This window comes from Nonomuraea zeae (assembly GCF_005889725.1).
GTDB classification, from domain to species: domain Bacteria; phylum Actinomycetota; class Actinomycetes; order Streptosporangiales; family Streptosporangiaceae; genus Nonomuraea; species Nonomuraea zeae.
On sequence record NZ_VCKX01000081.1, the window covers coordinates 1 to 26,478 of the forward strand.

Here is a 26,478-nt window from a genome sequence, read left to right on the forward strand (position 1 = left end):
CTCCCCACCCGTGATCACCCCGCCCGTGATTGTCCGTGCCGCCCCGTAGGGTGCCGTGGCATGACACCCTCCGCACAACCGCCGGACCTCGCGGCACACCGCCCCAAGCTGGCGTCCGCGACGCCGAAGACCGCCTGGAAGGCCGTCAGGCAGCTCGCGATCCACGGCCGGGGCGAGGCGCTGGGGCTGGCCGCCGAGTTCGCCGGGATCGCACAGCCCGCCCTCGACGACCTGCTCAGGCTCTGGCCGCAGGCCCTCGACCCCGACGGCTTCGCCGAGCGGCTGCTCGCGCCCGCCTTCGACGCGGAGGGCCGCACCGATCTGGTGGTGCGCAGGCGTGACTCGCTCACCGGGCTGCGGCATCTGACGATGCTGCGGACCCTGCGCCTCGACCACTGCAAGGGCCTGACGGACCTGTCGGAGCTGGCCTCGCTGACCGGGCTGGTGGCCTTGGAGCTGGACGGCTGCGTGGCCGTCGGCGACCTGCGGCCGCTCGCCGGGCTCCTGGCGCTGGAGACCGTCAGCCTGCTGAGCTGCACCGGGGTGACCGATCTCGCCCCGGTGCTCGGCCTGCGCCGCCTCAGGCGGCTCGACCTGCGCAGCAGCGGGGTGACCAGCGTCGAGGGGGTCGGCGCGGCCTTCCCCCTGCTCGAACATCTCAGCCTGGACAACTGCCGGTTCATCGAGGACATCCGTCCCCTGTCCGGGCTGAGCCGGCTGACCGGGCTGAATGTCAGCCGTACCAAGATCACGACCATCGAGGGCCTGCACGACCTCGGCTCCGTCACCGAGCTGACCATGCACTGCGCCCGGCTGACCGGCCTCGACGGCATCGCCGCGATGCCCGCGCTGGAGCGCCTGTGGCTCAGCGGCTGCACCAATCTGAAGAGCCTCGACGGGCTCGGCCACCATCCCCGCCTCACGAGCCTCGGCCTGCCGAGCGCGCCGATTCCCGACCTGCGCCCGCTGTCGCGGCTGCCCGCGCTGACCAGCCTCGCCATCGACCGGTTCCAGAAGCTCGGCTCGCTCGACGGGCTCGAAGGGCATCCGTCGATCGGCGAGCTCAGCTTGTGCTACGCCACCGATCTGCGTGACTTCTCCGCGCTCGCGCGCATGCCCGCCCTGCGTGACCTGACGCTCCAGGGGCTCGGCCAGCTCGCCGACCTCGTCCCGTTCTCGGGGCTGTGGCAGCTGGAGAGCCTGCGCGTGGTCTACACCGACACCCTGCGGACCCTCGGCGACGTCGGCGGGCTGCCCGCCCTGCGCACGCTGGAGCTCGACAACTGCGGCGCGCTGCGGGACCTGGGGACGGCGGAGGACCTGCCCTCGCTCAAGGAGGTCCTGATCGAGGACTGCCCGGCGCTGCCGTCCTCCGTGCTCGCCGGGCTGCGTGCCCGGGGCCTGCTGGCGAGCTGACGGCCCCGGGCGCGCGGCTCAGACGCCCGACGGATGCCAGACGGTCTTGGTCTCCAGGAAACGCGTCATGCGCCTGGTCCCCGGGTCGGCCCCGAAGTCCTCCGCCGAGGGGCGCAGGACGCGCTTGAGGTTCTCGGCGGCGGCCTGCTCGCAGCGCAGCGCCAGGTCCTCGTCCTCGACGCCGGTCAGGTCGATCCCGTTGACGTCCATGTGGGCGGCCAGCCAGGGGGCGAGCTCGGCCTGCTGCCCGGTGAGGAGGTTCACCACCCCGCCGGGCAGGTCGGAGGTGGCCAGCACCTCCGACAGCGTGATCGCGGCGAGCGGCGCGGGCTCGGAGGCGACCACGACGCAGGTGTTGCCGCTGACGATCACGGGCGCTACCACCGACACCAGCCCGAGCAGCGGGTCGGCGGGCGCGATCACGCCCACCACCCCGGCCGGCTCGGGCGAGGACAGGTTGAAGTACGGGCCCGCGACCGGGTTGGCCGTCCCGTGCACCGCGGCGATCTTGTCGGACCAGCCCGCGTACCAGACGAGCCGGTCGACCGCCGCGTCCACCTGCTCCAGCGCCGCCTTCTTCGCGCCGCCCAGCTCCTCGGCGAACTGGGCGCGGCGGCCCTCCAGCATCTCGGCGATCCGGTAGAGGATCTGGCCCCTGTTGTAGGCGGTGGCCCCGGACCAGCCGGGGAATGCCTTGCGCGCGGCCACGACGGCGTCGCGGACGTCCTTGCGCGAGGCCCTGGAGGCGTTGGCGAGGAAGTCGCCCTTGGCCGAGGTCACGGGGTAGGACCTCCCACTCTCCGAACGCGGGAACGCCCCGCCGATGTAGAGCTTGTAGGTCTTTCTGACGGACAACCTACTCATCGCCCCGGCCTCTCCACGTGGACTCCTGCGACATCTGGACCGGCACGAAGACCTGCCCGCACCGGCTCACGCCGCAGCGGTGGGCGTACCAGCCGGTGCGCACGGGACGCCCGGCCCTGGCGAAGGCGTGGCCTCGGGTGGCCTGCGCCCGCCGTCTCGGGCGGCGGGGGCGGCGATGGTCACACATCAAGGTAGGCCTCCAGCCCGTGCAGCCCGCCCTCGCGGCCGTAACCGCTCTCCTTGTATCCGCCGAACGGCGAGGCAGGGTCGAACTTGTTGAACGTGTTGGCCCACACCACACCCGCGCGCAGCCGATCGGCCACCCACAGGATGCGCGAGCCCTTCTCCGTCCATACCCCGGCCGACAACCCGTACGGCGTGTTGTTGGCCTTCTCCACCGCCTCCGCGGGCGTCCGGAACGTCAGCACCGACAGCACCGGGCCGAAGATCTCCTCCCTGGCGATCGTGTGCGACTGCGCCACCCCGGTGAACAGCGTCGGCGGGAACCAGAACCCGCGCTCGGGCAGCTCGCAGGCGGGCGACCAGCGCTCGGCCCCCTCCGACTCGCCCACATCGGACAGCTGCCGGATCTTCGCCAGCTGCTCGGCCGAGTTGATCGCCCCGATGTCGGTGTTCTTGTCCAGCGGGTCGCCGACGCGAAGGGTGCCGAGGCGGCGCTTGAGCGCGTCGAGCAGCTCCTCCTGCACGGACTCCTGCACCAGCAGCCGGGACCCGGCGCAGCACACGTGACCCTGGTTGAAGAAGATGCCGTTGACGATGCCCTCGACGGCCTGGTCGATGGCGGCGTCGTCGAAGACGATGTTCGCCGCCTTGCCGCCCAGCTCCAGCGTGAGCTTCTTGCCGGTGCCGGCCACCGCGCGCGCGATGATCCGGCCGACCTCGGTGGAGCCGGTGAAGGCCACCTTGTTCACGTCGGGGTGCGCCACGACGGCCGCGCCGGTCTCGCCCGCGCCGGTGACGATGTTCACCACGCCCGGGGGCAGCTCGGCCTGGCGGCAGATGTCGGCGAACAGCAGCGCCGTCAGCGGCGTCGTCTCCGCCGGCTTGAGCACGACGGTGTTGCCGCAGGCCAGCGCCGGAGCGATCTTCCAGGCCAGCATCAGCAGCGGGAAGTTCCACGGGATGACCTGGCCGGCCACGCCCAGCGGCCTCGGGACCTGCCCGTCCGCCGTCCCGCGGCCGAACCCGGCGTAGGCCAGCTTGTCCGCCCAGCCCGCGTAGTAGAAGAAGTGGGCGGCGACCAGCGGCACGTCCACGTCGCGCGACTCGCGGATCGGCTTGCCGTTGTCGAGCGACTCCAGCACGGCCAGCTCGCGGGCCCGCTCCTGGATGATGCGGGCGATGCGGAACAGGTATTTCGCCCGCTCGGCGCCGGGCAGCGCGCTCCACACCCCGAACGCCTTGCGCGCGGCCTGTACCGCGCGGTCGACGTCGTCGGAGGTGGCGGTGGCGACCTCGGCGAGGGACTCCTCGGTCGCGGGGTTGATCGTCTTGAAGGCGGGGCCGCCGCCGTCGACGAACTCGCCGTCGATGAACAGCCCGTAGGACGGCTTGAGATCGACGACGTCGCGCGACTCGGGTGCGGGGGCGTACTCGAAGATCGCCATCATCAGTCCAGGGTGAAGTAGTCGGGACCGGCGTACCGGCCGGTGGCCAGCTTCTGGCGCTGCATCAGCAGGTCGTTCAGCAGCGAGGAGGCGCCCAGCCGGAACCAGTCGGGCGACAGCCAGTCGTCGCCCGCGGTCTCGTTGACCAGCACCAGGTTCTTGATCGCGTCCTTGGTAGTGCGGATGCCGCCCGCGGGCTTGACCCCGACCTGGCGGCCGGTGGCGTCGCGGAAGTCGCGTACCGCCTCCAGCATCACCAGCGTCACCGGCAACGTCGCCGCCGGCGCAACCTTCCCGGTCGAGGTCTTGATGAAGTCGGCGCCGGCCAGCATCGCCAGCCAGGAGGCCCGCCGCACGTTGTCGTAGGTGGCCAGCTCACCCGTCTCCAGGATCACCTTCAGATGCGCGTCGCCGCAGGCCTGCTTGACCGCGACGATCTCCTCCAGCACCTTCGTGTACCGGCCGGACAGGAACGCCCCGCGGTCGATGACCATGTCGATCTCGTCCGCGCCGGCCGCCACCGCCAGCGCGGTGTCGCTCACCTTGACCTCCAGCGACGTGCGCCCGCTCGGGAAGGCGGTGGCCACCGAGGCCACCTTCACCCCCGACCCGCGCAACGCCTCCACGGCCACCGCGACGAGGTCGGGGTAGACGCACACCGCCGCCACCCTCGGCGCGCCCCCGCCCGGGTGCATCGCCTTGGTGCACATCGCCCGCACCTTGCCGGCGGTGTCCGCTCCTTCGAGCGTGGTCAGATCCACCATGGAAATGGCCAGGTCAATGGCCGCGGCCTTGGCCGTCGTCTTGATCGAGCGGGTGCCCAGCACCGCTGCCCGCTGGTCCGCGCCGACCCGGTCAACCCCGGGCAGGCCGTGCAGGAAAGCTCGCAATGCCGCCTCCGAGGAGGCGACCCCCGCGAGCGAGGTAGTCACAGTTGACACCCTCACAGCATCGCCGACCAGGGCCTCTACCTCCAAACCGGATCTATTACCTAGGCCCTGTCATGTCCTCGACCAGGCACTAGGTATGCGCCATAGGTAGCGGGACGCCGGAGATAAGGCATCCACCCGATGTGCCGGGCGGGGCCTTAGACCGAGCATTAAAGGTGTCAGGAAGAAGCACCACATAACAGGGAGACACCCCATGTACCCCGAGATCGAGTACCAGCTCATGAAGGACCACGCCAACGAGCTGCGCAAGGCCGCCGACGAGCATCGCCGCGTACGCGAGGTTATGCGGGGCAACAAGTCCGAGCGCCGCTCCCTCTTCGGCAAGCGTCGTTCCTCATGATCACCCCACGAGCGCCCGGCCACAACCTCCCTCGTGGCCGGGCCTCCATACCCCCTTAAAAAGCGTCGAAAGCAATCAATGGGACATGACATGCTGGATGACATGCGGGGACGTACGGTCAGTCCCGTCTTCGTCGGGCGGGAAGAGGAGCTGGAAGCTCTCTCCGAAAGCCTCGACGAGGCACGAAAAGGCCAGGTGACGGCCGTACTTCTCGGAGGCGAGGCCGGGGTCGGGAAGACCAGGCTCGTCCAGCGCTTCGCCGAGCGCTGCGTCGAAGGGGGCGCGCACGTCCTGTTCGGCGGCTGCGTCGAGCTGTCCACCGAGGGCCTGGCCTACGCGCCCTTCACCGCCGCGCTCCGGCAGCTCGTCAGAGAGCAGGGCCCGGCCGCGGTCGCCGCGCTGCTGCCCGAGGGCGCCGAGCGCGATCTCGCGCGGCTGCTGCCCGAGTTCGGCGAGCCCAGCGGCGACGGCGAGACCGACACCGGGCGCGCCCGGCTCTTCGAGCAGTTCCTCACGCTACTCGAACGCCTCGCGGACACCCGTCCCACCGTCCTGGTCATCGAGGACATCCACTGGGCCGACCGGTCCAGCCGCGACCTCATCGCCTTCCTCAGCCGCAACCTGCACGCCCCGCAGGTGCTGATCGTCATGACCTACCGCTCCGACGACCTGCACCGGCAGCACCCGCTCAGGCCGGTGCTGGCCGAGCTGGGCAGAGTCGGCGGCGTCCACCGGCTCGACCTGCCGCGCCTGTCGCGGGACGAGGTCGCCGAGCAGATGGCCGGGATCCTCGGCGAGGTCCCCCAGTACGCCAAGGTCGAGAAGGTCTACGAGCGCAGCGAGGGCATCCCGCTGTTCGTCGAGGCCATGCTGGAGGGCGGCGAGGACTGCTCGTTCCCCGAGTCCATGCAGGACCTGATACTCAACTCCGTCGAGCGCCTGCCCGAGGAGACCCAGCGCGTGCTGCGCGTGGCGGCCGCCGGGGGCATCAGGGTCAGCCACGCGCTGCTCGCCGCCGTGAGCGGCCTGTCCGACGTCGAGCTGGAGACCGCGCTGCGCCCGGCCATCGCCGGCAACGTGCTGCAGATCGCCGACAGCCGCGCCTACGTCTTCAGGCATTCGCTGATCCGCGAGGCCGTGCACGACGAGCTGCTGCCCGGCGAGCACCAGCGCCTGCACGCCAGGTTCGCCGAGGAGATCTCCAAGAACCGCCTGCTCGTGCCGCCCGGGCGTGCCTCCGTGGAGCTGGCACACCACTGGTACGGCGCCCGCAACGACCACTGGGCGCTGATCTCCGCGTGGGAGGCGGCCCAGAAGTCGTTCAAGGCGTTCGCGTACACCGAGGCCGTCCCGCTGCTCGAACGTGTCCTCATGCTCTGGGACCGGGTGCCCGACGCGGCCGAGCTCATCGAGGCCGACCACACCACCGTGCTCGAACGCGCCTCGGAGGCCGCGAACGCGGGCGGCGACGTGGACAAGGGCATGAAGTTCGTCAAGGCCGCTCTGGCGGAGCTGGACGAGACGAGGGAGCCGGAGCGGGTCGCTCAGCTCATCGTGCGGCGGGCGGCGTTCAAGAGCTCCAAGGACCACCCTGGCGTCATCGAGGACCTCTACGAGGCCCTGCGGCTCGTCCCGGAGAACAGCCTCGACCACGCCGAGGTCGTCACGCCGCTCAGCCGCCGCCTCATGCTCAAGGGCGAGATCGCCGAGGCGGGCCGGCTCATCGCCGAGGCGCTGCGCCGGGTCAGGGAGCTCGGGGACCGGTGTCTCGAAGCCGACCTGCTGATGAACCTGGCGCTCGGCCACTCGCTCGGCGGCGAGCTGGAGTCCGCGATCGTCATCAACGAGCAGGCGCTGGAGATCGGCCGGAAGGAGGGCTCCGGACGGCTGATCACCCGGGCGATCGGCAACAACATCGACGCGCTGATCGACATGGGCCGCGAGGACGAGGCCCTGCGCATGTCGGAAGACGGCTGGAAGATCGCCAAGAAGTACGGCCGGCTGCGCGGCAGCGGCCTGTTCATCAAGAACAACTGGGCCGAGGCGCTGGAGTCGATCGGCCGCTGGGACGAGGCCGTCGAGATCGTCGAGGGCGCGCTCGGGCACGGGCCCGCGCTGCGCACCAGGCACGCCCTGCTGCGCGTGCGCGCCGACATCGCGCTGGCCCGGGGTGAGCTGCAGCTCGTCGAGGGCATCCTGGGCGAGATCGGCGTGCTCAAGGGCCGCCCCAAGGACCTCGTCCAGGACGTCATCAGCAACGCCCGCCTGCTCATCGGCTGGCACCTGCTCAGGGGCGAGCCGGGAGCCGCGCTCGCCGTGGCCGAGCAGGTGCTCGCGCATCCCAGGCAGTCGAGCAAGGCCATGCTGAGCTGGCGGCTGCTCTCCCTGCTCCGCACGGTCTGCGACGCCGCCGAGCCTGCCGAGCCCGAGAGGACGGCGGCGGTACGCGAGCACGCCGCGGGCGTGGCGGCCGAGCTGTCGCTCATCGGGCCGGTCGCGGAGGCGTACCGGCTGTCGTACAGCGGTGACTTCGACGCCGCCGCGGCGGCCTGGGAGCGGCTCAGGCGCCCGCACAACCAGGCCAAGGCCCTGCTGCGCGCGGCGACCGCCGCGGCCCGCAGCGGGGACCGCGAGGGGGCGGCGGCCCGGCTGCGGGTGGCGCTCCCGCTGGCCCAGGCGTTGCGCGCGACGCCGCTGATCGACGAGATCGAGGCGCTGTCGCGCCGGGTGGGCCTGGGCCAGCCGGCGCAGGAGCCCTCGGAGCTGCTGACGCCGCGCGAGCTGGAGGTGCTGCGCCTGGTGACCCAGGGCCGCACCAACAGGGACATCGCGGCCGAGCTGTTCATCTCGGCGAAGACGGTGAGCGTGCACGTGTCCAACATCCTGGCCAAGCTCGGCGTGACCACGCGCGGCGAGGCCGCCGCCGCGGCCCACCGGCTGTCCCTGCTGTCCCGATAGGCCGGGTAGGCGGGGGGTAGGACCTGGTAGGCCGGGTAGGCCGGTGGCGGACGTTTCAGGGCGTCAGAGGAGCGCCTCGCCCAGAAGCAGGATGCCGAAGACGGCGAACGCCGCGGCGGCGCCGTACCGGATGACCTTCTCGGGCAGGTGCTTACCCAGTAACCGGCCCACCACGATGGCCAGCGCGTCGGCCGCCACCATGCCGATCGTCGAGCCGATCCAGGTGCCGACCCAGCCGTGCTGCGTCGCCAGCGTGATGGTGGCCAGCATGGTCTTGTCGCCCAGCTCGCTCAGGAAGAACGCCACGGTCACCGCGATCAGGGCGTTCCTGGTGGTCCGCTGGGCCTTCTTCGACTCCTCCTCGGTCAGCTCGTCGCCGCGCAGCGTCCAGATCGCGAACCCGAGGAAGGCCAGCCCCGCGACCACCGCGATGGCCGTCGTCGGCAACGCGTCGCCGATGAGGCCGCCCACCGCCACGCTGAGCAGGTGTACGACGGTCGTGGCGACCGTGATGCCCAGAAGCACGGTCCAGGTCTTGAAACGGGTCGCGAACGTCATGGCCATGAGCTGGCTCTTGTCGCCCAGCTCGGCCACGAAAATGACGCCGAGACTGATCCAGAACGCTTCCAACGGTCCTCTTCCGCGCGGCCGAGCCGGAAAGAGGCACCCAGGGAGTTTTCGGGCACGACTTCGGCCCGGCAGCGTCTTTGTCACATGACTGCCAGGCCGAAGGTCTCGTCCGCCCGTGAAGGCCCGCGTGACCGGGCGCGATGAAGCGCCAGCATGTCGATCACACGATTGGGACTACTCCCCTTCGGTATTTCAACCCACCATAACAGCCCAGAACGGCGTCCTATTCCGCCAGGGCGCAGCCGACCATCACCGGCTCGTTGACCAGCGTGACCCCGAACTTCTCGCGCACCCCGTCACGGACCTCCCTGGCCAGGGCCAGCAGGTCGGCCGTGGTGGCCTCGCCCGCGGGGTTGGTGAGCGCCAGCGTGTGCTTGGTCGAGATGCGTACGGGCCCGCGCTCATATCCCTTCGGGAACCCCGCGTGCTCGATCAGCCATGCGGCGGGCACCTTGACCGATCCGTCAGGCATGTCCCATCGCGGATGCCCAGGAGCGCGCACCGCCAGCTCATCGGCCTGCGCGGGCGTGAGCACCGCGTTGGTGAAGAAGGAACCGGCGCTGCGGGTGTCGGGGTCGTCCGGGTCGAGCACCATGCCCTTGCTCCGGCGCAGCCCCAGCACCGCCGCCCGCGCCTCCGCGAGCGGCACCCGGTCCCCGGCCGCCACCCCCAGCCGCCCGGCCAGCTCCGCGTACGCCAGCGGGCGGGACAGCTCCGAGACGTCCAGCGCGTACGTCACCCCCAGCACCACGTGCCGGGACAGGTCGCGCTTAAAGGCGCTGTCGCGGTAGGAGAACCCGCACTGCCGGCCCTCCACGTCGATGACCTGCCTCGTGCGGCGGTCGTAGGCCCGCACGCACCAGATGGTCTGGGAGACCTCCTGCCCGTAGGCGCCGACGTTCTGGATGGGGGTCGAGCCCACCAGCCCGGGAATGCCCGACATGCACTCGATGCCCGACCAGCCCTCCGCCACGGCGCGGGCGACCAGCGGATCCCAGTCCTCGCCCGCCTCGACCGTGACCAGCATCTGCCCGCCGTCGCGCGAGACCGTCACGCCCCGGGTCGCGACCTTGATGACGAGCCCGTCGAACCCCTCGTCGGACACCACGAGGTTGCTGCCGCCGCCGAGGATCAGCGTGGGCACCGCCTTCCTGTCGGCGTCGGCCACCAGGGACACGAGCTGCTCCGACGTGGTCGCCTCCGCGAACTCGCGGGCGGGGCCGCCCAGGCGCAGCGTGGTATACGGTGCGAGCATCTCCATGGGCAACTAGCTTATGAGGCGCGCAGCATCCGCAGCACCCCGTCGTAGTTGCGACGGCACTCGCGGGCCCGGTAGTCGGGGGAGACGTCGTGCCGGCCGAGCCGTTCCACCGGCAGGCGCACTTCCGGGACGACCAGCTCGCCGCGCAGGGCGAGCGAGAGCTCCAGGTCGGCGTACCCGCCGTAGTTCGCGTCCTCGGGCAGCGCGCCCAGCGCCGCCGACCTGCGTACCGCCATGAGGTCCCCGGCCAGCGCCCGCACCTTGCCCGGCCCGGCCTCCCGCCAGCGCATCCCACCGTCCGGCGGCTCCGAAGCCTCCCGTACGTCGTCCAGGGGCTCCATGCCCCGCCACCCGGCCGCCACGGCGCCTTCCACGATGGCCGCGACCAGCGGGGTCAGCGCGTCGCCGAGCAGCGCGACGCTCGTCTCCATCAGCACGTGCACGTCGGACTCGTCCAGCCGCAGCAGCTTGGCCCGGCTCTCGCCCCAGCCCGCCGTGCCGCCGCGCCAGTGCGGCTCCTCCGCGACGTGCCAGACGGCGATCCGCTCGGGATGCCGCTCGGCCAGCTCCTGCAGCACGTCACCGGCGCCGTCCACGTTGCCGAGGTCGAGGGCGAGCACCTGTACGCCGGTGTGCTCGATCACCGACCGCACGCACCTCTCGACGTCCAGCGGCCAGCCGTCGACGAGGAGGCACACGGCGGCGGTCACGTCCTGCGTCTCCACGCGCCGCCGCTCGGCGTTGACGCCCAGCTCGTCGAGGCGGTTCATGGCGAGCGAGGCGTCCCAGGCGCGCTGGGCGTGCAGCATGCCGCCGCCCGTGTCGCCGTGCTGGCCGGGATCGCCGGAGAAGCCCAGCTCGGCGGCCGGGTTGAGCCGGGCGTGCGTGCCCGCCGTCCCCACACCCGTCGCCGTGCGGGGCCTGGCGCCCGCGCCCTCCTGGCCGCCCGTCGTGTCCCGCCCGCTTCCCGCGCTCCCCGCGATCTGCTCGATCCGCGCGGGCCGCAGGGACGACGTGGAGGTGTCGTCGGTCACGGCGGACACCGGGATCGCGCGAACCGAGGGCCAAACCTGTCGCACAGCTTCAGTCATAGGACACGGGTACCCGAGAGCAGCGCGACATATCATCCGCTTCCGGGATGATCAGGACAGCTGCACCACCGCGCGCGCCTTGGACAGCACCCGAGCGTCGCCCGACTTGGCGGTGAGCCCGATGACCACCCGCTTGTCCTCGAGCTTCTCCTCCACGATCCCGCTGACCGAGACCGTCGCGCCCTGGTCGTCGTCGGGAACGACCACCATCGACGAGAAGCGCACCCCGTAGTCGACCACCGCGCCGGGATCTCCCGCCCAGTCGGTGACGAACCGGCCGGCCTGCGCCATCGTGTACATCCCGTGCGCGATCACGTCGGGCAGCCCGACCATCCTGGCGAACCGCTCGTTCCAGTGGATCTGGTTGAAGTCACCGGACGCACCGGCGTACATCACCAGGTTGAGCCGGCGCACGTTGTAGTCCACGGCCGGCAGCTCCTGCCCGACCTCGACCTCGTCGTACTTCACCGTGGCGGTCATCTCAGCCTGCTCCCCCACGCTCGACGATGGTGTTGTAGGTGACGCAGACGGGCTCGCCCTCGACCGTCGTCACGTCGCTGCGAATGGTCAGCAGCTCGTTGCGCCCGGCGGTCCTGATGTCGGTGATGGTAGCGGTCGTGATCAGCTCGTCGCCGGCGCACACGGGGCGTACGTACTCGAAACGCTGCTCGCCGTGGACGACCATGGCGAAGTTGAGCCCCAGGTCGGGATCCACCAGCGCCTCGCCGCCGCTCTGCATGCCGAACACGATGGGGAACGTCGGGGGCGCGATCACATCGGGGTATCCGGCGGCCTGGGCGGCCTCCCTGTCGCGGTAGAGCGGGTTCCCGTCACCGATCGCGGCGGCGAATTCCCGGATCTTCACCCTGCTGACCTCGTATGGGGCGCTGGGCGGATAGCTCCTGCCCACGAAGTCACGGTTCAAGGCCATCAGTGCTCCCTCGCATGTCTTCAGCCGGGCGCTGCTGAGGCCGACGCTAACAGAACAAGGTTCGGCTGTCCCTGCTCATGGCCGGGTTTTTGCTCTCCCCCACGACCCGCATCACCGGGCCTGGCCGATGACCAGCGGGCCGGCCCGGCCGCACCGTGCGGGGCAGCGGCAATCGGCCCGGAAAACACGACAAACCGGCGCCCTGCGATGGAGCGCCGGTTGTGCGATATTCACGATGCAGAGGCAGGAGTGCTGCCCGAGCCCTTGACGGGCGAGTGCTGCCCGAGGCCCTATCGGGTCTCGCGGTGCGCGCGGTGGGTGCGGCAGTTGGGGCAGTACTTCTTCAGCTCAAGCCGATCCGGGTCGTTGCGCCGGTTCTTCCGCGTGATGTAGTTGCGGTGCTTGCACTCCTGGCAGGCCAGCGTGATCTTCGGCCTAACGTCTGTGGCAGCCACTTGGGAGTGCCTTTCTACGTCGGGATATGGACACACCCGTACCCAGGCCGATCGACCTGGGATAGGGCAGTAGCGGAGGCCGGACTTGAACCGGCGACACAACGATTATGAGCCGTTTGCTCTGCCTGACTGAGCTACTCCGCCTTTGAGCCGGTAAGACCCCCCGGCCCCATAGAGGATACCCGACGCTGCGAGCACATTAGTAACTCGCCCAATCGGGTGGGGTCCCACCAGTATGCCTCAGGACCCCCGCCAAACCGAAATCCGTCACCAGCGCCGGTATACCTCTTCCGCCCAACCGTACAGCCCGCTGATCTCCACCACCTCCCCGTCGTCGGCCACGACCGTCCCCCGGTAGTGGCCGAACGCCTGCGCCTCCCTGCTGCGCATGTACAGCGCCCTGCGCACGTCGGCGAGCCTGACGTGCTCCGGCACGAACTCCAGGTCCACCCGCGCGCCGGTGACCCGCCAGGGCGCGTGCCAGTCGGAGGTGTCGTAGCGCCAGACCAGTTCCTCGCTGATCTTGTGGACGCGGCCGTCGAGGATGAGCGCGTTCTCGACGCTGCCGGTGCCGTCGGTCCACTTCCCGCCGATCTGCACGGCCACGTCCCGGCCGCCGGGCCGCCCGGCCGCGGCCCCCCAGTTCCACAGGATGTCGGACGGCCAGCGGCCCCTGCCGAGGTCGAGCGTGGCGAGCGCGTCGCCGGCGGAGAAGGTCCGCGTCCTGCCGTTCACCCGCACGGTGCCCTCGGCGGGCCGCCCGACGTCCTTGACCGTGTACTGGAAGCGCCGCGACGACCAGGGCACCACCAGAGCCAGGCTCTCCCTGTCCGGCACCCGGTGCACCAGCAGGTCGGCCTCCATCTCGGCCGACTTCAGCCGCAGCCGCGTCCCCTCGGCGGTCTCGTCCACGCTGATCCGCACCGCGCCCGCCCCGATCCGCACGCTGCCCTCGCCGCAGCGCTCGGAGAAGGAGACCTGCCTGGCGGGCACCAGCAGCCCTCTGCTGGAGGTCTGCTCGCCGGTGCGGCGGTCGAGGAACCAGGCCGACTCGCCCGCCAGGTAGTCGAGGCTGCTCGCGCTGAACGCGAACACCTGCTCCGGGCTGGTCACGCACCAGTAGTCCCAGCGCATCGTGCGGCCCCAGCCGCGGAGGTTGGCCCGGTGCAGCGGTACGCGGCTCCAGCCGACGGCCGCCGGGTTGAGCCGGCCGTCGGGCAGGCACAGGTCCACCCGCTCGGTGATCTCTCGCTCGCGTACGGCGTGCGGACTCGTTCGCATGGTGCTCTCCGTCATCGGCCCAGCCCAACGCTGAGGTACTTGTAGTCCAGGTAGTCGGCCACGCCCAGGCCGCCGCCCTCGCGGCCGTACCCGCTGTTCTTGATCCCGCCGAACGGCGCCTGCGGCGGCGCCAGCGGCCCGCCGTTCACGGTGACCATGCCGAACTCCAGCTCCTCCGCCACCCGCAGCGTCCTGGTCAGGTCGGCGGTCCACACGTAGGCGGTCAGCCCGTACGCCGTGGCGTTCGCCCTGGCGACCACCTCGTCCACCGCGTCGAACTCGATGACCGGCGCGACGGGACCGAACGTCTCCTCCCGGCAGACGAGCATGTCGTCGGTGACCCCGGAGAGCACGGTCGGCGGGAAGAAGGTGCCGGGACCGTCGATCCGCCGCCCGCCGGTCACCGCCTTGGCCCCTCTGGCCAGCGCGTCCTCGACGTGCCGCTCGACCTTGGCCAGCGCGGCGGCGTCGATCAGCGGCCCCATGTCCACGCCGGGCTCGATGGCCTCGGCGTGCCGGGCCAGCGCCGCGGTGAAGTCCGCGGCCACGTCACGGTGCACGAAGATGCGGTTCGGCGACGTGCACGCCTGCCCCGCGTTGAGGAACTTGCTGCGGGCCACCGCCGCCGCGGCCGCCACCGGGTCGGCGTCGGGGAAGACCAGCACGGGCGCGTGCCCGCCGAGCTCCACGCTCAGCCGCTTGACGTCCTCCGCGCTGCGCCTGATCAGCTCCCTGCCGACCTCGGTCGAGCCGGTGAAGGACACCTTGCGCACGCGCCGGTCGGCCATCACCGTCTCGGCGAAGAGCGCCGGCCGGGCGGTCGGGACGAGGTTGAACACGCCGGGCGGCAGCCCGGCCGCGGTGAACGCCTCGGCGACGGCGATCGCCGACAGCGGGGTCAGCTCGGCGGGCTTGAGCACCACCGTGCAGCCGGCGGCCAGCGCGGGCCCCAGCTTGCGAGTGATCATCGAGACGGGGAAGTTCCACGGCGTGATGCCCGCGACCACTCCGACCGGCTCGGGCAGCAGCCAGATGCGGTTGTCCGCGGTGGCCCCCGGCACCGTCTGCCCGTAGAGCCGGCGGGTCTCCTCCGCCGCCCAGAGCAGGTGCTCGGCGCCCGACAGCACCTCCGCGGTGGCCTCGGCGAGCGGCTTGCCCTGCTCGGCGGTCATCGTCGCGCCGATCGACGCGGCCCGCGCCGTCAGCTCGTCCGCCGCCCGGCGCATCAGGCCGGCGCGCTCGTGCGCGGCCAGCGCGCGCCACCCCGGCAGCGCCGCCGCCGCCGCGTCGACCGCCCGGCCGGTCAGCTCGGCGCCGCCGTCGGCGACCTCGGCGATCGCCGCGCCCGTGGCGGGGTCGAAGACGGTGAACGTACGCCCGTCCGGCTCCGCCTGCCACTCGCCGCCGATCAGCGCCCTGCCCGCGGCCTCAGCCGTTTCCATCTGTCTCCCGTATCCCGTCGATGAGTGCTTTCATGGCGGCCATCTCGTGCGCGTGCTGGAGCTCGCTGGCCAGCGCGATGTCGCCGTCCACCAGCGCGTTCCTGATGGCGACGTGCTCGGCGTGCGACTCCGGCAGCCGCCAGGGCACCAGGCGGAAGCCGCGCTGGGCGGTCTCCGTCCTGGCCCACAGGGTCTGCAGCATGCGGTGGGTCATCTTGCTGTGCTCGGTGTCGCACAGCAGCGAGTGGAAGCGCCGGTTGAGCCCGGCGAACGCGGCCACGTCGCCGTCGCGCACGGCGACCTCGCACTGGGCGAGCACCTCGTCCACCGCCGCCAGCCGCTCGCCGGTCAGGGGCTCGCCGCCGAGCTCTAACGCGAGCGCGGTGAGCGCGGCCCGCACGCTGTACAGCTCGCGCACGTTGTCCACGGTCAGCTCGGCCACCACCGCGCCCACATGCGGGCGCTCGACCAGCCACTCCTCCGAGCAGAGCTGTTTGATGGCCTCGCGCACGGGCGTCTCGCTGATGCCGACGGCCTCCGCCACCACCCGCGTGATGATCTTCGTGCCAGGAGCGGCCTCACCGGTCATGATCAGATGCTTGATGTGCTCCGCCGCCAGGTCTGCCTTGGTGCGGAAAGGGGAACGCGTTACGGCCATGATCGACAGCCCTTCAGACCTGCTGGACGGTGAGCGGCTCGATCGCCGCGTAGTCCAGCTCTACACCGAGTCCAGGACCATCCGGAACGCCCACGAGACCGGAGGAATCGGGCAGCAGCGGCTCGGTCAGCATCGAGTGGAACACCTCCGGAACGATCACCGGCGGATCGTAGGGGTACTCCAGCCAGTCGCAGTTCGGCAGCGACGCGCATAGCTGCAGGTTTCCCGCGACGCCGAGCCCGGTGGCCCACGCGTGCGGGATCACCCGGCGCTGCCTGGCGGCCGCCATGGCGCCGAAGTCGCGCAGCGCGCCGATCTCCTCGCTCTCGTTGGCGTCCGGCTGGAAGATGTCGAAGCAGCCGTCCTCCAGCATCCGTACGAGCTGCCCGATGCCCCGGTTGTGCTCGCAGCCCGCGATCGGGATCGGCGCGGCGGCGGTCAGCTCGCACAGCGCCCGGTAGTCGTGCCGGGGCAGCGGCTCCTCCAGCCAGGCCACGTCCAGGTCGGCCAGCTCCCTGGCCGTCGCGAGCGCCCGGTCGTAGTCCCAGATCATCCGGCTGCCGTCCGGCGCGTAACGCCAGCGGGCGGCGGCCTGGTTGGCGTCCACCATGATGGCCACGTCCGGGCCCACCGCCTCGCGCACGGCCGCGACCTGCGCCACGTCCTCGGCGATCGTGGCGGAGTGGACGCGCAGCTTGATGCCCTGGAAGCCGTGCTCGACCGCCCGCAGGCTGTCCTCGGCCCGCTGCTGCGCGCTGCGCACCTCGCCGAAGCTCGCGTAGGCGCGGACCGCTCCCGAGTGCCCGCCCCACAGCTTGTACAGCGGCTGCCCGCAGGCCTTGCCGACGGCGTCCCACACGGCCACGCCGACCACCCAGGGCCGCGGGAAGACGTACTCGGCGACGTACCGCAGGCGGTTGGCCACGTGCGTGGTCGCGAACGGGTCGAGGCCGACGAGCTGGGGCCTGATCCACCCGCGGATGGCCTCCAGCAGCATCGGCCCGGTGCCGTGGCCCATGTCGCCGCCCGACACGCCGATGATGCCCTCGTCGGTCTCCACCTCGACGATGACCGCCGACATCACGTCGTGCGCGCCCTCGGGCGCCCACGACGGGACGAACGGCCGCGGGTAGGGCATCTCGATGACCCGCCCGCGCACGTCTGTGATCCTCATCTGCCTCTCACCCCTTGGTCGCGCCGTCGGCGAGACCCTTGATCAGGTACTTCTGGACGGCCAGCGCGAAGATCACCACGGGCAGCACGGTGAGCACGCCCACCGCCGCCAGCGGCCCCCAGAGGCCGCCCTTCTCCGTGTCGGCGGCGATGCCCGCGATGGCGACCGGGATGGTGACCGCCTTGTCGTTGGTGAGGATCAAGGCGAACAGCAGCTCCTCCCAGGCCAGGATGATGCAGAAGATCAACGTGGAGATCAGCCCGGTCATGCTGGTGGGCACGATCACCCGGAAGAACGCGCCGAACCTGGTGCATCCGTCGAGCATCGCCGCCTCCTCCAGCTCGGGCGGCAGGCTGCGGAAGAAGGCCCGCATGAGCCACACCACGTACGGGATCAGGAAGGTGACGTAGGCCAGGATGACGGTGATGTACTGGTCGGTCAGCCCGAGCTTGCGCGCCACCAGGAACAACGGCACGACCAGAGCGATCGGCGGCACCGCGCGGGAGGCCAGGATCAGCCCGCCCACCACGCCCGCGCCGCGCATCTTCATCCGCGACAGCGCGTAGCCGGCCATCGACCCGGCCACCATCGAGATGGCCGACGCCCCGACGGCCACGATGATCGTGTTGACCATGCGGGGCAGGATGCGGGCCTGCTCGAAGTAGCTGGTGTAGTTGTCGAAGGTGAGCCGGCTCAGCCAGCGCGGCGGGACGGTGAAGATGTCCTTCGGCAGCTTGAACGAGATGCTCACCATGTAGATGACGGGCAGCAGGAAGAGCAGTGTGACCAGGACGGCCCCGGCGATCGCGGCGTAGCGTCCCGTCTTCGACCTCACCATCGGTTCTCCAGACGGTGGCTGATGCGGAACAGGACGAAGGTCAGGGCCATGGTCACCACCAGCACGATCGTCGCCATCGAGGACGCCGTGCCGAACTCCAGGCTCCTGAACCCCTTCTCGTAGATGTAGAGGTTGAGCACGTTGGTGGCGTTGCCCGGACCGCCCTTGGTGGCGGCGAGCGCGATGTCGAACATCTTCACCGCGCCCAGCCAGCGCACGATGAACGCGGCGGCCATCACCGGGACCAGCAGCGGCAGCGTGACGTGCCGCAGCGTCTGCCAGCGGCCGGCGCCGTCGGACCTGGCGGCCTCGTACACGTCGCCGGGCAGCGCCATGATCCCGGCCGCGGCGATCAGCACGACGAACGGCGTCCACCGCCACGTGTCGATGATGATCACGCTGGCCATCGCGAGCGTCGGGTCGCCGATCCACTCGACGGGGCCGATGCCGACCAGCCCGAGCACGTAGTTGACCACGCCCCAGAGCGGGTCGAGCAGCATGCGCCACACGCCGCCCGCCACGACCGGCGCGACGACCATGGGCACCAGGAACAGCGCGCGCAGCACGCCGCGCCCGCGCCAGTCCACGTTCAGCAGGAACGCGATGGCGAAGCCCAGCACCATCTGCAGCGGCAGCGCGATCACCAGGTAGATGCCGGTGACCTTGAACGACTCCAGGAAGCCGGGGTCGCTCAGCACCGCCGCGTAGTTGCGCCAGCCCACCCAGCCGGACGGCTGGAAGGAGGCTAGGTCGAAGTCCGAGAGGCTCACCCAGACCGTGTAGAAGATCGGGTAGAGCAGCATGCCGGCCAGCAGCACCAGGGCCGGGGTCAGGAAGAGCCAGGCGGTGCCCGGCTCTCCCAGCCGCAGCCGTTTTGCGATCACTGGCCGTAGCCCTTGGACTTCAGCAGCTCGGTGATCTCCTTTGCGGCCTCGGCGATCGCCTGCTGCGAGGTCGCCTGCCCGGACATGGCCTGGCTGGTCTGCAGCGCCAGGATCTGCTGCACCGCGTCGGACTCGGGCAGGCGCGGGCGCCACATCTGGTTCTTGCTGACCACCCCGTAGCCGGACTTCAGCGCCGCGTACACGGGCTTGGCCCAGTCGGCGGGCGGGGTGCCGTCGAGCGAGGAGTTACGCGCGGGGAACGTTCCGAACGCCTTGCCGGTGAACTGCTCGCCCTGCTTGGAGGTGACCCACTGCAGCCAGGTCCAGGCGGCGGCCGGGTGCTTGGACTTCTTGGAGATGCCCGCCGACCAGATGCCCCGGTGCGCGCCCGCGCCGGCCGTGCCCGCGGGCAGCGTCGTGAGGCCGACCTCGTCGGGGGACAGCGTGGTGGTCTCCTTGTCGACCGCGGTGCCCTTGTACACGCTGCCCCACATGAACATGGTGGCCGTCTTGCCCTGGCGGAAGGCCTCCAGCGGCTCGTTGAACTGGTACGTGCTGGCCCCTGGAGGCGCGTACTTGAGCAGGTCCACCTGCGTCTGCAGCGCCTTGACGCCGTTGTCGTCGTTGAAGGCGACCTGCATCTTGTCGTCGAGCAGCTTGCCGCCGTTGGAGTTGAGCACCGTCTGCCAGATGGTGGGGGTCAGCGGGTCCTTGGTGAAGTACGTGCCGACCGCCCACGAGTCGGTCTTGCCGTCGCCGTCGGTGTCCTGGACCAGCTTCTTGGCGTCCGCGAAATACTGCTCCCAGGTGGTCTGCTCGTTCGGCTCCTCGACCCCGGCCTTCTTGTAGAGGGTCTTGTTGTAGAACATGAGCAGCAGGTTCGAGCGGACGGGCACGGCGTACTGCTTGCCCTCCCACTCCCCCGCGGCCAGCGGCGTCGGGTTGAAGTCCGCCCAGTCGTAGCCCGGATCGTTCCACTTGGCCAGCTCGGCGCCCTTGAGGTCGTACAGCGCGCCGGTCTTGGCAAGCTGCGGCAGCCAGGGGTCGTCGGCGAGCACCGCGTCGTAGGTGGCGGTCGTGCCGGTCAGCTCCAGCATCGTCTTGGCGAGCTGGTCGTTGTACGGGACGCCGTCCACGGTGACCTTGATGTTCGGATACTTCTTGTTGAACTCGGGAACGAGCTGGTCCTGCCACTGTTTGGCGAACGCGTCGTTGGCGATGACCCGGATCGACACCGGGCTGCCCTGACTGCCGAGCCCGCCTCCGTCGGCCGGGACCTCCTCGGCCGCGGAGCCGCAAGCGGCGAGTGCCAGTCCGAGTGCGGACACTGTCGCGACAAGCCGGATTTTCGTTGGCATGTGCCAGCTTCTCCTTCGGGGGGTGTTGGGGGTTTGAGCCGGTTTCAAGCAGTGGGGTCGATCGCGAGCTTCACGACGTCACTGCCGTCGAGGGAGTAGCCGCCGCCGAGCGCCTCAAGCGCTTCCCTCGCCCTGGACAGGGGCATGCGGTGGCTGACGAGTTGGTCCAAGGGCAGGCCGCCACGTCCCAGGACGGTGAGCGCGGTGTGGTACCTGCGTTGCATGTCGGGGCCCGCGCCGTAGACGCCGGCGATCGTGATGTCCCGCTTCAGCAGGTCCGCGTAGGGGTTGAAGGGGATGCTCCCGCGGTCGGTGAAGTTGCCGAGCTCCGCGAGCACGCCGCCGTCGGCCACCAGCCCGAGCGCCTCGGCGAACGACTCCGGCGAGCCGGCCGTGCCGATCACCGCGTCCGCCCCGCCGCCGAGCGCGTCGAAGACCGCCGTCCTGCGCGTGGCGGGGTCGGGCACGCGGTCGAGATCGACGACCTCGTCCGCGCCGAGCGCCGCCGCCAGCGCCAGCCTGGCCGCCGGGCCGCCCACGGCCACGATCCGGGCCGCGCCGGCCGTCCGCGCCGCCACCACCGCCATCAGCCCGATCGCGCCCGTGCCCTGGACGACCACGGTCGAGCCGATCCGGACGCCCGCCCGCTCCACGCCGTGCAGGGCCACCGACAGGGGCTCCTGCAGCACCGCCACCTCCGGGGCCAGGTCGGTCCGGTAGAAGACGGTGCCGGCGTTCGAGGCGTACAGGTGGGTGGCGAAACCGCCGGTGAGGTACGGCGGGCGGTCGGCGGGCGAGGCGAAGCCGTACGAGGGGCGGCGGTCGGGGCAACTGCCCGGCCGCCCGCGCACGGTGCATTCGTAGCACCGGCCGCAGCTCAGGGCGGGGAAGACGCCGACCCGGTCGCCGACGCGCACCGGCCGGCCCGCGTGGTCCGCGGTGACACCCTCGCCGAGCGCCGCCAGCCGGCCGACGATCTCGTGGCCGAGCAGCGCGGGGAAGTGGACGCTGGCCAGCCGGCCGCGATAGATGTGCGCGTCCGTGCCGCACATCCCGCACAGCTCGACCGCCAGCAGGAACTCACCGGGGCCCGGCCGGGGCAGGTCGTAGTCGCGGACCTCCACGGCACCGGCGACGTCCGTGACGATGGCGGCGCGCGCTCGCTCCGTCTCGCTCATCCCGGCCTCCGCATTCTGGATTCTATAGAATGCAGTAGAAGCTAGTTTGTCCGTTTTTGGTCGGTCAAGGACTGTTACCGGAATGTTTCCTAGCAGCTCAAGGCGCACAAGGGTTCGCCGAGCAACGAAAAACGCCCGACCGCGTTACGCGGATCGGGCGTGAGGTCTTGCCAGAGTGCGAGCCCCCAAACGGAATCGAACCGTTGACCTTCTCCTTACCATGGAGACGCTCTGCCGACTGAGCTATAGGGGCCTGTCCGGCGCTGCGGACAGGTGTAACCATACACGGCAGTCAGCGATGATGCGAACTCGTTCGGGCCTTCGCCGACTCCTTCGCCGGGCGTCGCGCCGGGAAGTCGATCACCTCGCACAGGTCGGCCAGATCGACGTGCCTGGCCACCTCCGCCACGGAGGTGCAGTCGGCGACCGTCCCCCCGTGCCTGCGCACGCGCAGCACCTGTCGCCCGGCCCGCAAGACGCCTACGACCTCGTAGCCGTCGAGGCCGACCCATCGCCTGTCCATAGCGGCACAGATTAGCCGCCGGGTCTCTCATTTTCCGCCGCGCCACACGCGTTACAGCCATACCAAGTCGGCACCAAGAGGGGTCTAAGTGCCGGGGCGCACGCTGGTGCCATCTCAGAGAGAGGAGCGCCCCATGACCCCCAACCTGCTCGGAATGCGCATCAACCACCGTGCCATGCGTGCCGACTCCCGCCGGCTCGCCACGGTGATGAACGAGATCGCCGCCGGCGAGCAGCAGGCGTCACCGGCGCGGCTCGCCGCGATCAACGAGTTCGCCGCCGGGCTCTGCACGGGGATCCACCATCACCACCGGGCCGAGGACGACATCCTGTGGCCGGTCATCGTCCGCTCGGCCGGGGCGGAGGTGGACCTGAGCGACCTGAGCGACGACCACGCCGCGCTCGACCCGCTGATGGAGGAGATCACCGCGACCGCGGCCACCCTCGGCACGGACGCGGCCGCCCCCAGGCGGCTGGCCAAGGCGCTGACCACGCTCGCCGACCTGCTCGACGAGCACATCGAGGAGGAGGAACGGCTGGTGTTCCCGGTCATACTCAAGTACGTCTCGGTGGCGGACTGGGCGAAGGTGGAGGAGGGCGTGCGCAAGGGCAGCAAGCTGTCCTTCGAGGTGCCCAGAATCGCCCAGTACGCCAGCCCCGAGGAGCTGGCCGAGCTGCGCCGCGAGGCGGGCCTGGTGCTGCGGATCCTGCTCAGGCTCCTCAACCCCGGGCACCAGCGCCGCCAGCGGCTCATCTTCGGCTGACGGGCGCCCGCCGCATCACGTGCCCTGGGTGAGGCGGCGCGCGGCGGCTCCGGCCCAGTGCGCCGAGCCGACCACGTTCGCGACCTCGACGGCCTTCTCGTAGTGCGCGGCGGCCTCCAGCCCCAGCACCCGCGCCAGGTCCCCGAGCACCGTCGCCACGGGCCCGAGCACGACCGAGCCGCTCTGCATCCCGGCCACCTCGTCCGCCCACGGCAGCAGGTTCCGGTAGGAGCGCGCGGCCGCCTCCCGATCCGCCAGCGCCACGGCGGTCATCGCGCGCTGCGTCTCCCAGAGCAGCCAGTAGTAGTCGCGCGGATGCGGCTCGTCCGGCCGCCAGATCTTCCTGGCGGCCGGCAGGTCCCCGCTGGCCGCCAGCACCCCGGCGTACAGCTCGACCATCCCGGGCCGCGGCACCTGGTCGAAGTGCCCGGCGATCTCCGCCACCGACTTGTGCACGTCGCCGCGGGCGTGCCGCACCACGTAGCGGCCGAGCAGCCCGATCGCCTCCGCGTTCGCGCCGCCGCGCTCGGCCATCAGGTCGGCCAGCCACGTGTACGCGGCCTCCGCCCCGTCGAAGTCACCCGCCACCAGCTGCCGCATCGCCCCGAACAGCGACAGCACGGACAGCGACAGGCCGAGCTGCCCGCTGGTCGAGACCTGGACGCCCGCGTCCGCGTGATGGGTGGCGGTGGCCAGGTCGTTGCGGCCCGCGGCGTTCATCATCAGGCAGAGGTGGCCCAGGGTCGAGTAGCCGACCAGCCGGTGCGTCCCGCCCAGCTCCAGCAGCTCCGCCCCGATGGCGGCGAGCTCGTCGCGGTGCTCCGGCGAGAGCACCGCGAAGTAGCGCGCGTTGAGCCCCATGCAGAGCAGGTCCGGCTGGTCCAGGCGGCGGGCCAGTGCCAGCGCCTCGGTGCCGGCGGCGTCCACCAGGGCGTCGTCGTGGCTCTCCACCGCGAAGACCAGCGCGGCGAGCAGGCGGACCCGCGTGGCGTCGTCGGGGTCCGCGGCCAGCTCGGCCTCGACGGCCGCCACGAAACCGGTGTCGAGCCGGACGTCCTGCTGGATCGTCCAGGTCACCGGCGCGTCGTACGAGGTCAACGCCCGCACCACGGCATCGGCGCGACCGCCGCCGCCGGAACCGGCCTGGCCCGCACCGCCGGGCTCGGCCCGGTCCGTGCCGCCGAGGCCGGCTTTGAGCCGCAGGCCCAGCTCCAGTGCCTGGCTTCTGGCCGACACCGCGCCCACCACGTCACCGGCGTGCCCGAGCGCCGAGACCAGCCCGCACAGCAGGTCCAGCCTGGTCTCGTCGTCGGCGGCGAACTCCAGCGCCGCCCGCCACAGCGCCGCCGCCTCCCGGTGCGCGTACAGCCCGGACGCCTGCACGGCCGCCGCCCGCGCGTACCGCACCGCGCTCGGCGCCGCGGCCTCCAGCGCGTGGTGGGCGAGCGCGGCCACGTCCGCTGGACGGACGTGCTCCAGCGCCGTCACCACCCGCCCGTGCAGCCGGGTACGCCGGATCCTGGCCGTGTCCTCGTAGAGCACCTGCCGCACGAGGACGTGCGTGAACCTGACCCGGCCCGGCCCCGGCTCGGCCAGCAGCCCGGTCATGACCCCGGCCTCCAGCCCGTCGAACACCGTCTCCTCGTCCCCGTCGTGCAGCGCGATCAGCACGTCCACGTCCGCGTCCCTGCCGACGACGGCGGCGTTGCGCAGCACGGTCTGGGCGGTCGCGGGCAGGCGGCTGATCCGGCGCCTGATCAGGTCGCGCACGCCGGGCGGCAGCGCCTCGGCGGCGGCGAGCCCCTCGGAGGCGAGCAGCCGGGCGATCTCGCAGACGAACAGCGGGTTGCCGAGCGTGCGCTCGGTGACCGTCCGGACGGTCGCCGCGTCCGGCTCGCGCTCGGAGTGGCGGGCGAGCAGCTCGGCGACCTCGTTCTCGCCCAGCCCGGCCAGCTCCAGATGCCGGCTGCTGACGGCCAGCGCGGCCAGCGTGGCGGCCAGGTCGTCGGTCGTCTCGGCGGGCCGGTAGGTGGCGATGACCAGCAGCTTGGCGGTCTGCTTGAGGTGCCGCAGCAGGTGCAGGGTCTCGCCGTCGGCCCTGTGCACGTCCTCCAGCACCACGACCAGGGGCGCGTTGGCCGCCAGGTAGCCGGCCACGGCCCTGGCGAGCTGGAACTGGTTCTGGATCGCGACGCCGTCGTGCAGCAGCGGCGCCAGCCTGGCCGGCTCGCCGGGCGGCCGGAGCTCGGCGAGCCGGCGGACGATCTCGCTCCACGCCCACGCGGGCGGCGCGTCGCCGTCGATCTCCGGGCAGCGGCCCACCGCGACCCGCCAGCCGCGCTCGCCCAGCTCGGCCGCGAACGCCTCGGCCAGCGTGCTCTTGCCCGCCCCCGGCTCACCGCCGAGCCAGACCGTCCTGTGCGCGGGGTGCTCGGCTTCCTCGCGGAGTATCGCCAGCTCGCGCACCCTGCCGACGATCGTGGCCGCCGGGGCGGGGGCAGGTTGCCCGCGTACCTGCTCGACGACCTCGGGAGCGTGCAGGGAGTCCGACTGGAGCAGGATGTCCTGTTCGAGGGCGCGTAAGACGGGGCCGGGATCGACGCCGAGCTCGTCGGCCAGGCTCTTGCGGGCCTGGCGCAGCACGGCCAGCGCCTCGGCCTGGCTGCCGGAGCGGTAGTGGGCCAGGGCCAGCAGGCGCACGGCGTTCTCGCGCAGCGGATGCTGGTCGGCGTGGTGGCGCAGCTCGGGCACGGCCTCGGCGTGGCGGCCCAGCATGAGGGCGGCCTCGGCCCGGTATTCGAGGGCGATCAGCCGGAGCTCGGCCAGCCTGGTCGCCTCGGGCGCCGCCCAGTCGTCGGCGAACTCCCCGTACGCGGGCCCCGTCCACAGCCCCAGCGCCTGGTCCAGCAGGTCGTACGCGACCGCACCCGCGCCCTGCTTGAGCGCGGCCCCCGCGGCGTCGATCAGGCCGGGCAGCCGCCACGCGTCCACGCTGCCCTCGGGCAGGCAGAGCCGGTAGCCGGGCGGCGCGCTCACGATCACCGTGGCGGGGGCGCGCGGCGGGCGGTCCGGTTCGAGGACGCGGCGCAGGTTCGAGACGTAGACCTGGAGGGCGGCCAGTGCCTTGGGTGGCGGCTGCCCCTGCCACAGGTCGTCGATGAACCGGTCGGTCGACACCACCTGGCCGCCGGCCGCCACCAGCCGCGCGATCACGGCTCGTTGCCTGGCGGAGCCGAGGTCCAGGCGGCGGCCGTGCATGGTGGCCTGGAGCGGTCCAAGGATGTGGAGATGGAGCATGGGCACCCTTTTCAGTACCGGTAAAAGCCCGCGAAGTCCTTCTTCCGCGCGATGTCGTCGATGCGCACCACGGCCCCGGTCTCAGGGGCGTTCATCATCTTCCCACGGCCCAGATAGATGCCTACATGGTGAGTTTTGACGGACTTTTTCGTGATTTTTCCAAAGAAAACCAGGTCGCCGGGGGCGGGCGCGCGGACGCGGCGCATTTTCCGTACGTGATCGTTGGTGTTGCCCGGCCCCAGCACGTCCCGGCCGTGCGCCAGCGCGTAGACCCATCGCGTGAAACCCGAGCAGTCGAGGCCGCGCGTCCGCCCGGCCGGGCAGGGCTTGATCGTGCCCTGGTAACCCTTGCACGTGCCCTTCGACGGGCCGGGGTCCTCGCTGTGGCCGCCGCCCCACGAGTACACGACGCCGCGCTGCTCGATCTCGTACGCGAGCCGGACGATCCGCGGCGGCACGTACGCGTCCAGCGGCATCGAGGCCGTGGCGAACAGCAGGACGAACGCCGCCGCCACGGCTAACCGCCGCCTCATCCCGTTCCCCCCTTTTGCACTGGGC

The 26,478-nt window shown here is 71.3% G+C and carries 24 protein-coding genes and 2 tRNA genes; 4 read left to right on the top strand and 22 right to left on the bottom strand.

From position 1 onward, the window contains the following. Positions 1–60 precede the first annotated feature (60 nt). Positions 61–1,416, top strand: coding sequence for a leucine-rich repeat domain-containing protein (locus ETD85_RS25245; RefSeq protein WP_138692264.1), 1,356 nt, complete (start codon positions 61–63; stop codon positions 1,414–1,416). A gap of 18 nt (positions 1,417–1,434) precedes the next feature. Here ETD85_RS25245 and ETD85_RS25250 read toward each other — a convergent pair whose 3' ends face one another. The 3 genes from ETD85_RS25250 to deoC all read right to left on the bottom strand — a co-directional run bounded on the left by ETD85_RS25250 (position 1,435) and on the right by deoC (position 4,840). Further along, entirely contained in the window at positions 1,435–2,280 is an 846-nt protein-coding gene (locus ETD85_RS25250; protein WP_138692265.1) for an aldehyde dehydrogenase family protein, read from the bottom strand. A 179-nt stretch (positions 2,281–2,459) separates the two neighbouring features. After that, a complete protein-coding gene (locus ETD85_RS25255) occupies positions 2,460–3,911 on the bottom strand; it encodes an aldehyde dehydrogenase family protein (RefSeq protein WP_206058560.1) in 1,452 nt (483 codons plus the stop codon). After that, the gene (gene deoC, locus ETD85_RS25260) at positions 3,911–4,840 is read right to left on the bottom strand and encodes a deoxyribose-phosphate aldolase (RefSeq protein WP_138692266.1); all 930 of its coding nucleotides are present in this window, start codon (positions 4,838–4,840) and stop codon (positions 3,911–3,913) included. The genes ETD85_RS25255 and deoC overlap by 1 nt, the downstream gene beginning before the upstream one ends. 211 nt (positions 4,841–5,051) lie before the next feature. Here deoC and ETD85_RS63270 point away from each other — a divergent pair, with 211 nt between their 5' ends. Next, positions 5,052–5,198, top strand: coding sequence for a hypothetical protein (locus ETD85_RS63270; RefSeq protein ID WP_170246832.1), 147 nt, complete (start codon positions 5,052–5,054; stop codon positions 5,196–5,198). 102 nt (positions 5,199–5,300) lie between these two features. Further along, complete coding sequence (locus ETD85_RS66920) at positions 5,301–8,156, top strand: ATP-binding protein (RefSeq protein ID WP_276617276.1); 2,856 nt, start codon at positions 5,301–5,303, stop codon at positions 8,154–8,156. Between the two features lie 63 nt (positions 8,157–8,219). Here ETD85_RS66920 and ETD85_RS25270 read toward each other — a convergent pair whose 3' ends face one another. From ETD85_RS25270 to ETD85_RS25350, 17 genes are all read right to left on the bottom strand, one after another. Beyond that, positions 8,220–8,786 (bottom strand): TMEM165/GDT1 family protein, encoded by a 567-nt coding sequence (locus ETD85_RS25270; RefSeq protein ID WP_138692268.1) that lies wholly within the window; start codon positions 8,784–8,786, stop codon positions 8,220–8,222. A gap of 223 nt (positions 8,787–9,009) precedes the next feature. Beyond that, entirely contained in the window at positions 9,010–10,047 is a 1,038-nt protein-coding gene (locus ETD85_RS25275; RefSeq protein ID WP_206058561.1) for a UDP-N-acetylmuramate dehydrogenase, read from the bottom strand. Positions 10,048–10,058: 11 nt separating this feature from the next. Then, positions 10,059–11,081: a hypothetical protein gene (locus ETD85_RS25280; RefSeq protein ID WP_138692270.1), complete on the bottom strand. Its 1,023-nt coding sequence runs from the start codon at positions 11,079–11,081 to the stop codon at positions 10,059–10,061. A gap of 108 nt (positions 11,082–11,189) precedes the next feature. Then, positions 11,190–11,618 carry a MaoC family dehydratase gene (locus ETD85_RS25285; protein ID WP_138692300.1) on the bottom strand — a complete coding sequence of 143 codons (429 nt, stop codon included), beginning with the start codon at positions 11,616–11,618 and terminating at the stop codon, positions 11,190–11,192. A gap of 1 nt (position 11,619) precedes the next feature. Beyond that, positions 11,620–12,069, bottom strand: coding sequence for a MaoC family dehydratase N-terminal domain-containing protein (locus tag ETD85_RS25290; protein ID WP_138692271.1), 450 nt, complete (start codon positions 12,067–12,069; stop codon positions 11,620–11,622). Positions 12,070–12,359: 290 nt separating this feature from the next. Further along, positions 12,360–12,524 (bottom strand): 50S ribosomal protein L33, encoded by a 165-nt coding sequence (rpmG, locus tag ETD85_RS25295; RefSeq protein WP_101786011.1) that lies wholly within the window; start codon positions 12,522–12,524, stop codon positions 12,360–12,362. Between the two features lie 70 nt (positions 12,525–12,594). Further along, positions 12,595–12,668: transfer RNA gene (locus tag ETD85_RS25300), tRNA-Met, on the bottom strand. Between the two features lie 123 nt (positions 12,669–12,791). Beyond that, positions 12,792–13,805, bottom strand: a complete 1,014-nt coding sequence (locus ETD85_RS25305) for a DUF2804 domain-containing protein (protein ID WP_138692272.1) — start codon at positions 13,803–13,805, stop codon at positions 12,792–12,794. Positions 13,806–13,816: 11 nt separating this feature from the next. Then, complete coding sequence (locus tag ETD85_RS25310) at positions 13,817–15,247, bottom strand: NAD-dependent succinate-semialdehyde dehydrogenase (protein ID WP_138692273.1); 1,431 nt, start codon at positions 15,245–15,247, stop codon at positions 13,817–13,819. After that, positions 15,234–15,905: a GntR family transcriptional regulator gene (locus tag ETD85_RS25315; protein ID WP_138692274.1), complete on the bottom strand. Its 672-nt coding sequence runs from the start codon at positions 15,903–15,905 to the stop codon at positions 15,234–15,236. Before ETD85_RS25315 ends, ETD85_RS25310 begins: the two co-directional genes overlap by 14 nt. 13 nt (positions 15,906–15,918) lie before the next feature. After that, the gene (locus ETD85_RS25320; RefSeq protein ID WP_138692275.1) at positions 15,919–17,079 is read right to left on the bottom strand and encodes a mandelate racemase/muconate lactonizing enzyme family protein; all 1,161 of its coding nucleotides are present in this window, start codon (positions 17,077–17,079) and stop codon (positions 15,919–15,921) included. Between the two features lie 7 nt (positions 17,080–17,086). Further along, the gene (locus ETD85_RS25325) at positions 17,087–17,917 is read right to left on the bottom strand and encodes a carbohydrate ABC transporter permease (RefSeq protein WP_138692276.1); all 831 of its coding nucleotides are present in this window, start codon (positions 17,915–17,917) and stop codon (positions 17,087–17,089) included. Continuing rightward, the gene (locus ETD85_RS25330; RefSeq protein WP_206058564.1) at positions 17,911–18,801 is read right to left on the bottom strand and encodes a carbohydrate ABC transporter permease; all 891 of its coding nucleotides are present in this window, start codon (positions 18,799–18,801) and stop codon (positions 17,911–17,913) included. The genes ETD85_RS25325 and ETD85_RS25330 overlap by 7 nt, the downstream gene beginning before the upstream one ends. Then, positions 18,798–20,159, bottom strand: a complete 1,362-nt coding sequence (locus ETD85_RS25335) for an ABC transporter substrate-binding protein (RefSeq protein WP_138692277.1) — start codon at positions 20,157–20,159, stop codon at positions 18,798–18,800. Before ETD85_RS25335 ends, ETD85_RS25330 begins: the two co-directional genes overlap by 4 nt. 44 nt (positions 20,160–20,203) lie before the next feature. After that, positions 20,204–21,337 (bottom strand): zinc-binding dehydrogenase, encoded by a 1,134-nt coding sequence (locus ETD85_RS25340; protein ID WP_138692278.1) that lies wholly within the window; start codon positions 21,335–21,337, stop codon positions 20,204–20,206. Between the two features lie 180 nt (positions 21,338–21,517). Further along, positions 21,518–21,590, bottom strand: a tRNA-Thr gene (locus ETD85_RS25345). A 39-nt stretch (positions 21,591–21,629) separates the two neighbouring features. After that, complete coding sequence (locus ETD85_RS25350; RefSeq protein WP_138692279.1) at positions 21,630–21,860, bottom strand: transposase; 231 nt, start codon at positions 21,858–21,860, stop codon at positions 21,630–21,632. Between the two features lie 133 nt (positions 21,861–21,993). Between ETD85_RS25350 and ETD85_RS25355 the strand changes: the two genes are divergently transcribed. Beyond that, positions 21,994–22,623 carry a hemerythrin domain-containing protein gene (locus tag ETD85_RS25355; protein WP_138692280.1) on the top strand — a complete coding sequence of 210 codons (630 nt, stop codon included), beginning with the start codon at positions 21,994–21,996 and terminating at the stop codon, positions 22,621–22,623. Positions 22,624–22,638: 15 nt separating this feature from the next. On the opposite strand, the gene ETD85_RS25360 is transcribed toward ETD85_RS25355, so the two are convergent. Together ETD85_RS25360 and ETD85_RS25365 are read right to left on the bottom strand one after the other, a co-directional pair. After that, the gene (locus ETD85_RS25360) at positions 22,639–25,920 is read right to left on the bottom strand and encodes an ATP-binding protein (protein WP_138692281.1); all 3,282 of its coding nucleotides are present in this window, start codon (positions 25,918–25,920) and stop codon (positions 22,639–22,641) included. An 11-nt stretch (positions 25,921–25,931) separates the two neighbouring features. Continuing rightward, entirely contained in the window at positions 25,932–26,453 is a 522-nt protein-coding gene (locus ETD85_RS25365; protein ID WP_138692282.1) for a C40 family peptidase, read from the bottom strand. Positions 26,454–26,478 lie beyond the last annotated feature (25 nt).

What these genes read in the sequence shown, in the direction of transcription:
- ETD85_RS25310 (WP_138692273.1), bottom strand. Translation starts at nt 15,247, where the DNA reads ATGGAAACGGCTGAGGCCGCGGGCAGGGCGCTGATCGGCGGCGAGTGG.
- ETD85_RS25365 (WP_138692282.1), bottom strand. Translation starts at nt 26,453, where the DNA reads ATGAGGCGGCGGTTAGCCGTGGCGGCGGCGTTCGTCCTGCTGTTCGCC.
- ETD85_RS25275 (WP_206058561.1), bottom strand. Translation starts at nt 10,047, where the DNA reads ATGGAGATGCTCGCACCGTATACCACGCTGCGCCTGGGCGGCCCCGCC.
- ETD85_RS25355 (WP_138692280.1), top strand. Translation starts at nt 21,994, where the DNA reads ATGACCCCCAACCTGCTCGGAATGCGCATCAACCACCGTGCCATGCGT.
- ETD85_RS25245 (WP_138692264.1), top strand. Translation starts at nt 61, where the DNA reads ATGACACCCTCCGCACAACCGCCGGACCTCGCGGCACACCGCCCCAAG.
- ETD85_RS25340 (WP_138692278.1), bottom strand. Translation starts at nt 21,337, where the DNA reads ATGAGCGAGACGGAGCGAGCGCGCGCCGCCATCGTCACGGACGTCGCC.
- ETD85_RS25315 (WP_138692274.1), bottom strand. Translation starts at nt 15,905, where the DNA reads ATGGCCGTAACGCGTTCCCCTTTCCGCACCAAGGCAGACCTGGCGGCG.
- ETD85_RS66920 (WP_276617276.1), top strand. Translation starts at nt 5,301, where the DNA reads ATGCGGGGACGTACGGTCAGTCCCGTCTTCGTCGGGCGGGAAGAGGAG.
- ETD85_RS25350 (WP_138692279.1), bottom strand. Translation starts at nt 21,860, where the DNA reads ATGGACAGGCGATGGGTCGGCCTCGACGGCTACGAGGTCGTAGGCGTC.
- ETD85_RS25250 (WP_138692265.1), bottom strand. Translation starts at nt 2,280, where the DNA reads ATGAGTAGGTTGTCCGTCAGAAAGACCTACAAGCTCTACATCGGCGGG.
- ETD85_RS25290 (WP_138692271.1), bottom strand. Translation starts at nt 12,069, where the DNA reads ATGGCCTTGAACCGTGACTTCGTGGGCAGGAGCTATCCGCCCAGCGCC.
- ETD85_RS25335 (WP_138692277.1), bottom strand. Translation starts at nt 20,159, where the DNA reads ATGCCAACGAAAATCCGGCTTGTCGCGACAGTGTCCGCACTCGGACTG.
- ETD85_RS25320 (WP_138692275.1), bottom strand. Translation starts at nt 17,079, where the DNA reads ATGAGGATCACAGACGTGCGCGGGCGGGTCATCGAGATGCCCTACCCG.
- ETD85_RS25325 (WP_138692276.1), bottom strand. Translation starts at nt 17,917, where the DNA reads ATGGTGAGGTCGAAGACGGGACGCTACGCCGCGATCGCCGGGGCCGTC.
- ETD85_RS25305 (WP_138692272.1), bottom strand. Translation starts at nt 13,805, where the DNA reads ATGCGAACGAGTCCGCACGCCGTACGCGAGCGAGAGATCACCGAGCGG.
- ETD85_RS25255 (WP_206058560.1), bottom strand. Translation starts at nt 3,911, where the DNA reads ATGATGGCGATCTTCGAGTACGCCCCCGCACCCGAGTCGCGCGACGTC.
- ETD85_RS25360 (WP_138692281.1), bottom strand. Translation starts at nt 25,920, where the DNA reads ATGCTCCATCTCCACATCCTTGGACCGCTCCAGGCCACCATGCACGGC.
- ETD85_RS63270 (WP_170246832.1), top strand. Translation starts at nt 5,052, where the DNA reads ATGTACCCCGAGATCGAGTACCAGCTCATGAAGGACCACGCCAACGAG.
- ETD85_RS25285 (WP_138692300.1), bottom strand. Translation starts at nt 11,618, where the DNA reads ATGACCGCCACGGTGAAGTACGACGAGGTCGAGGTCGGGCAGGAGCTG.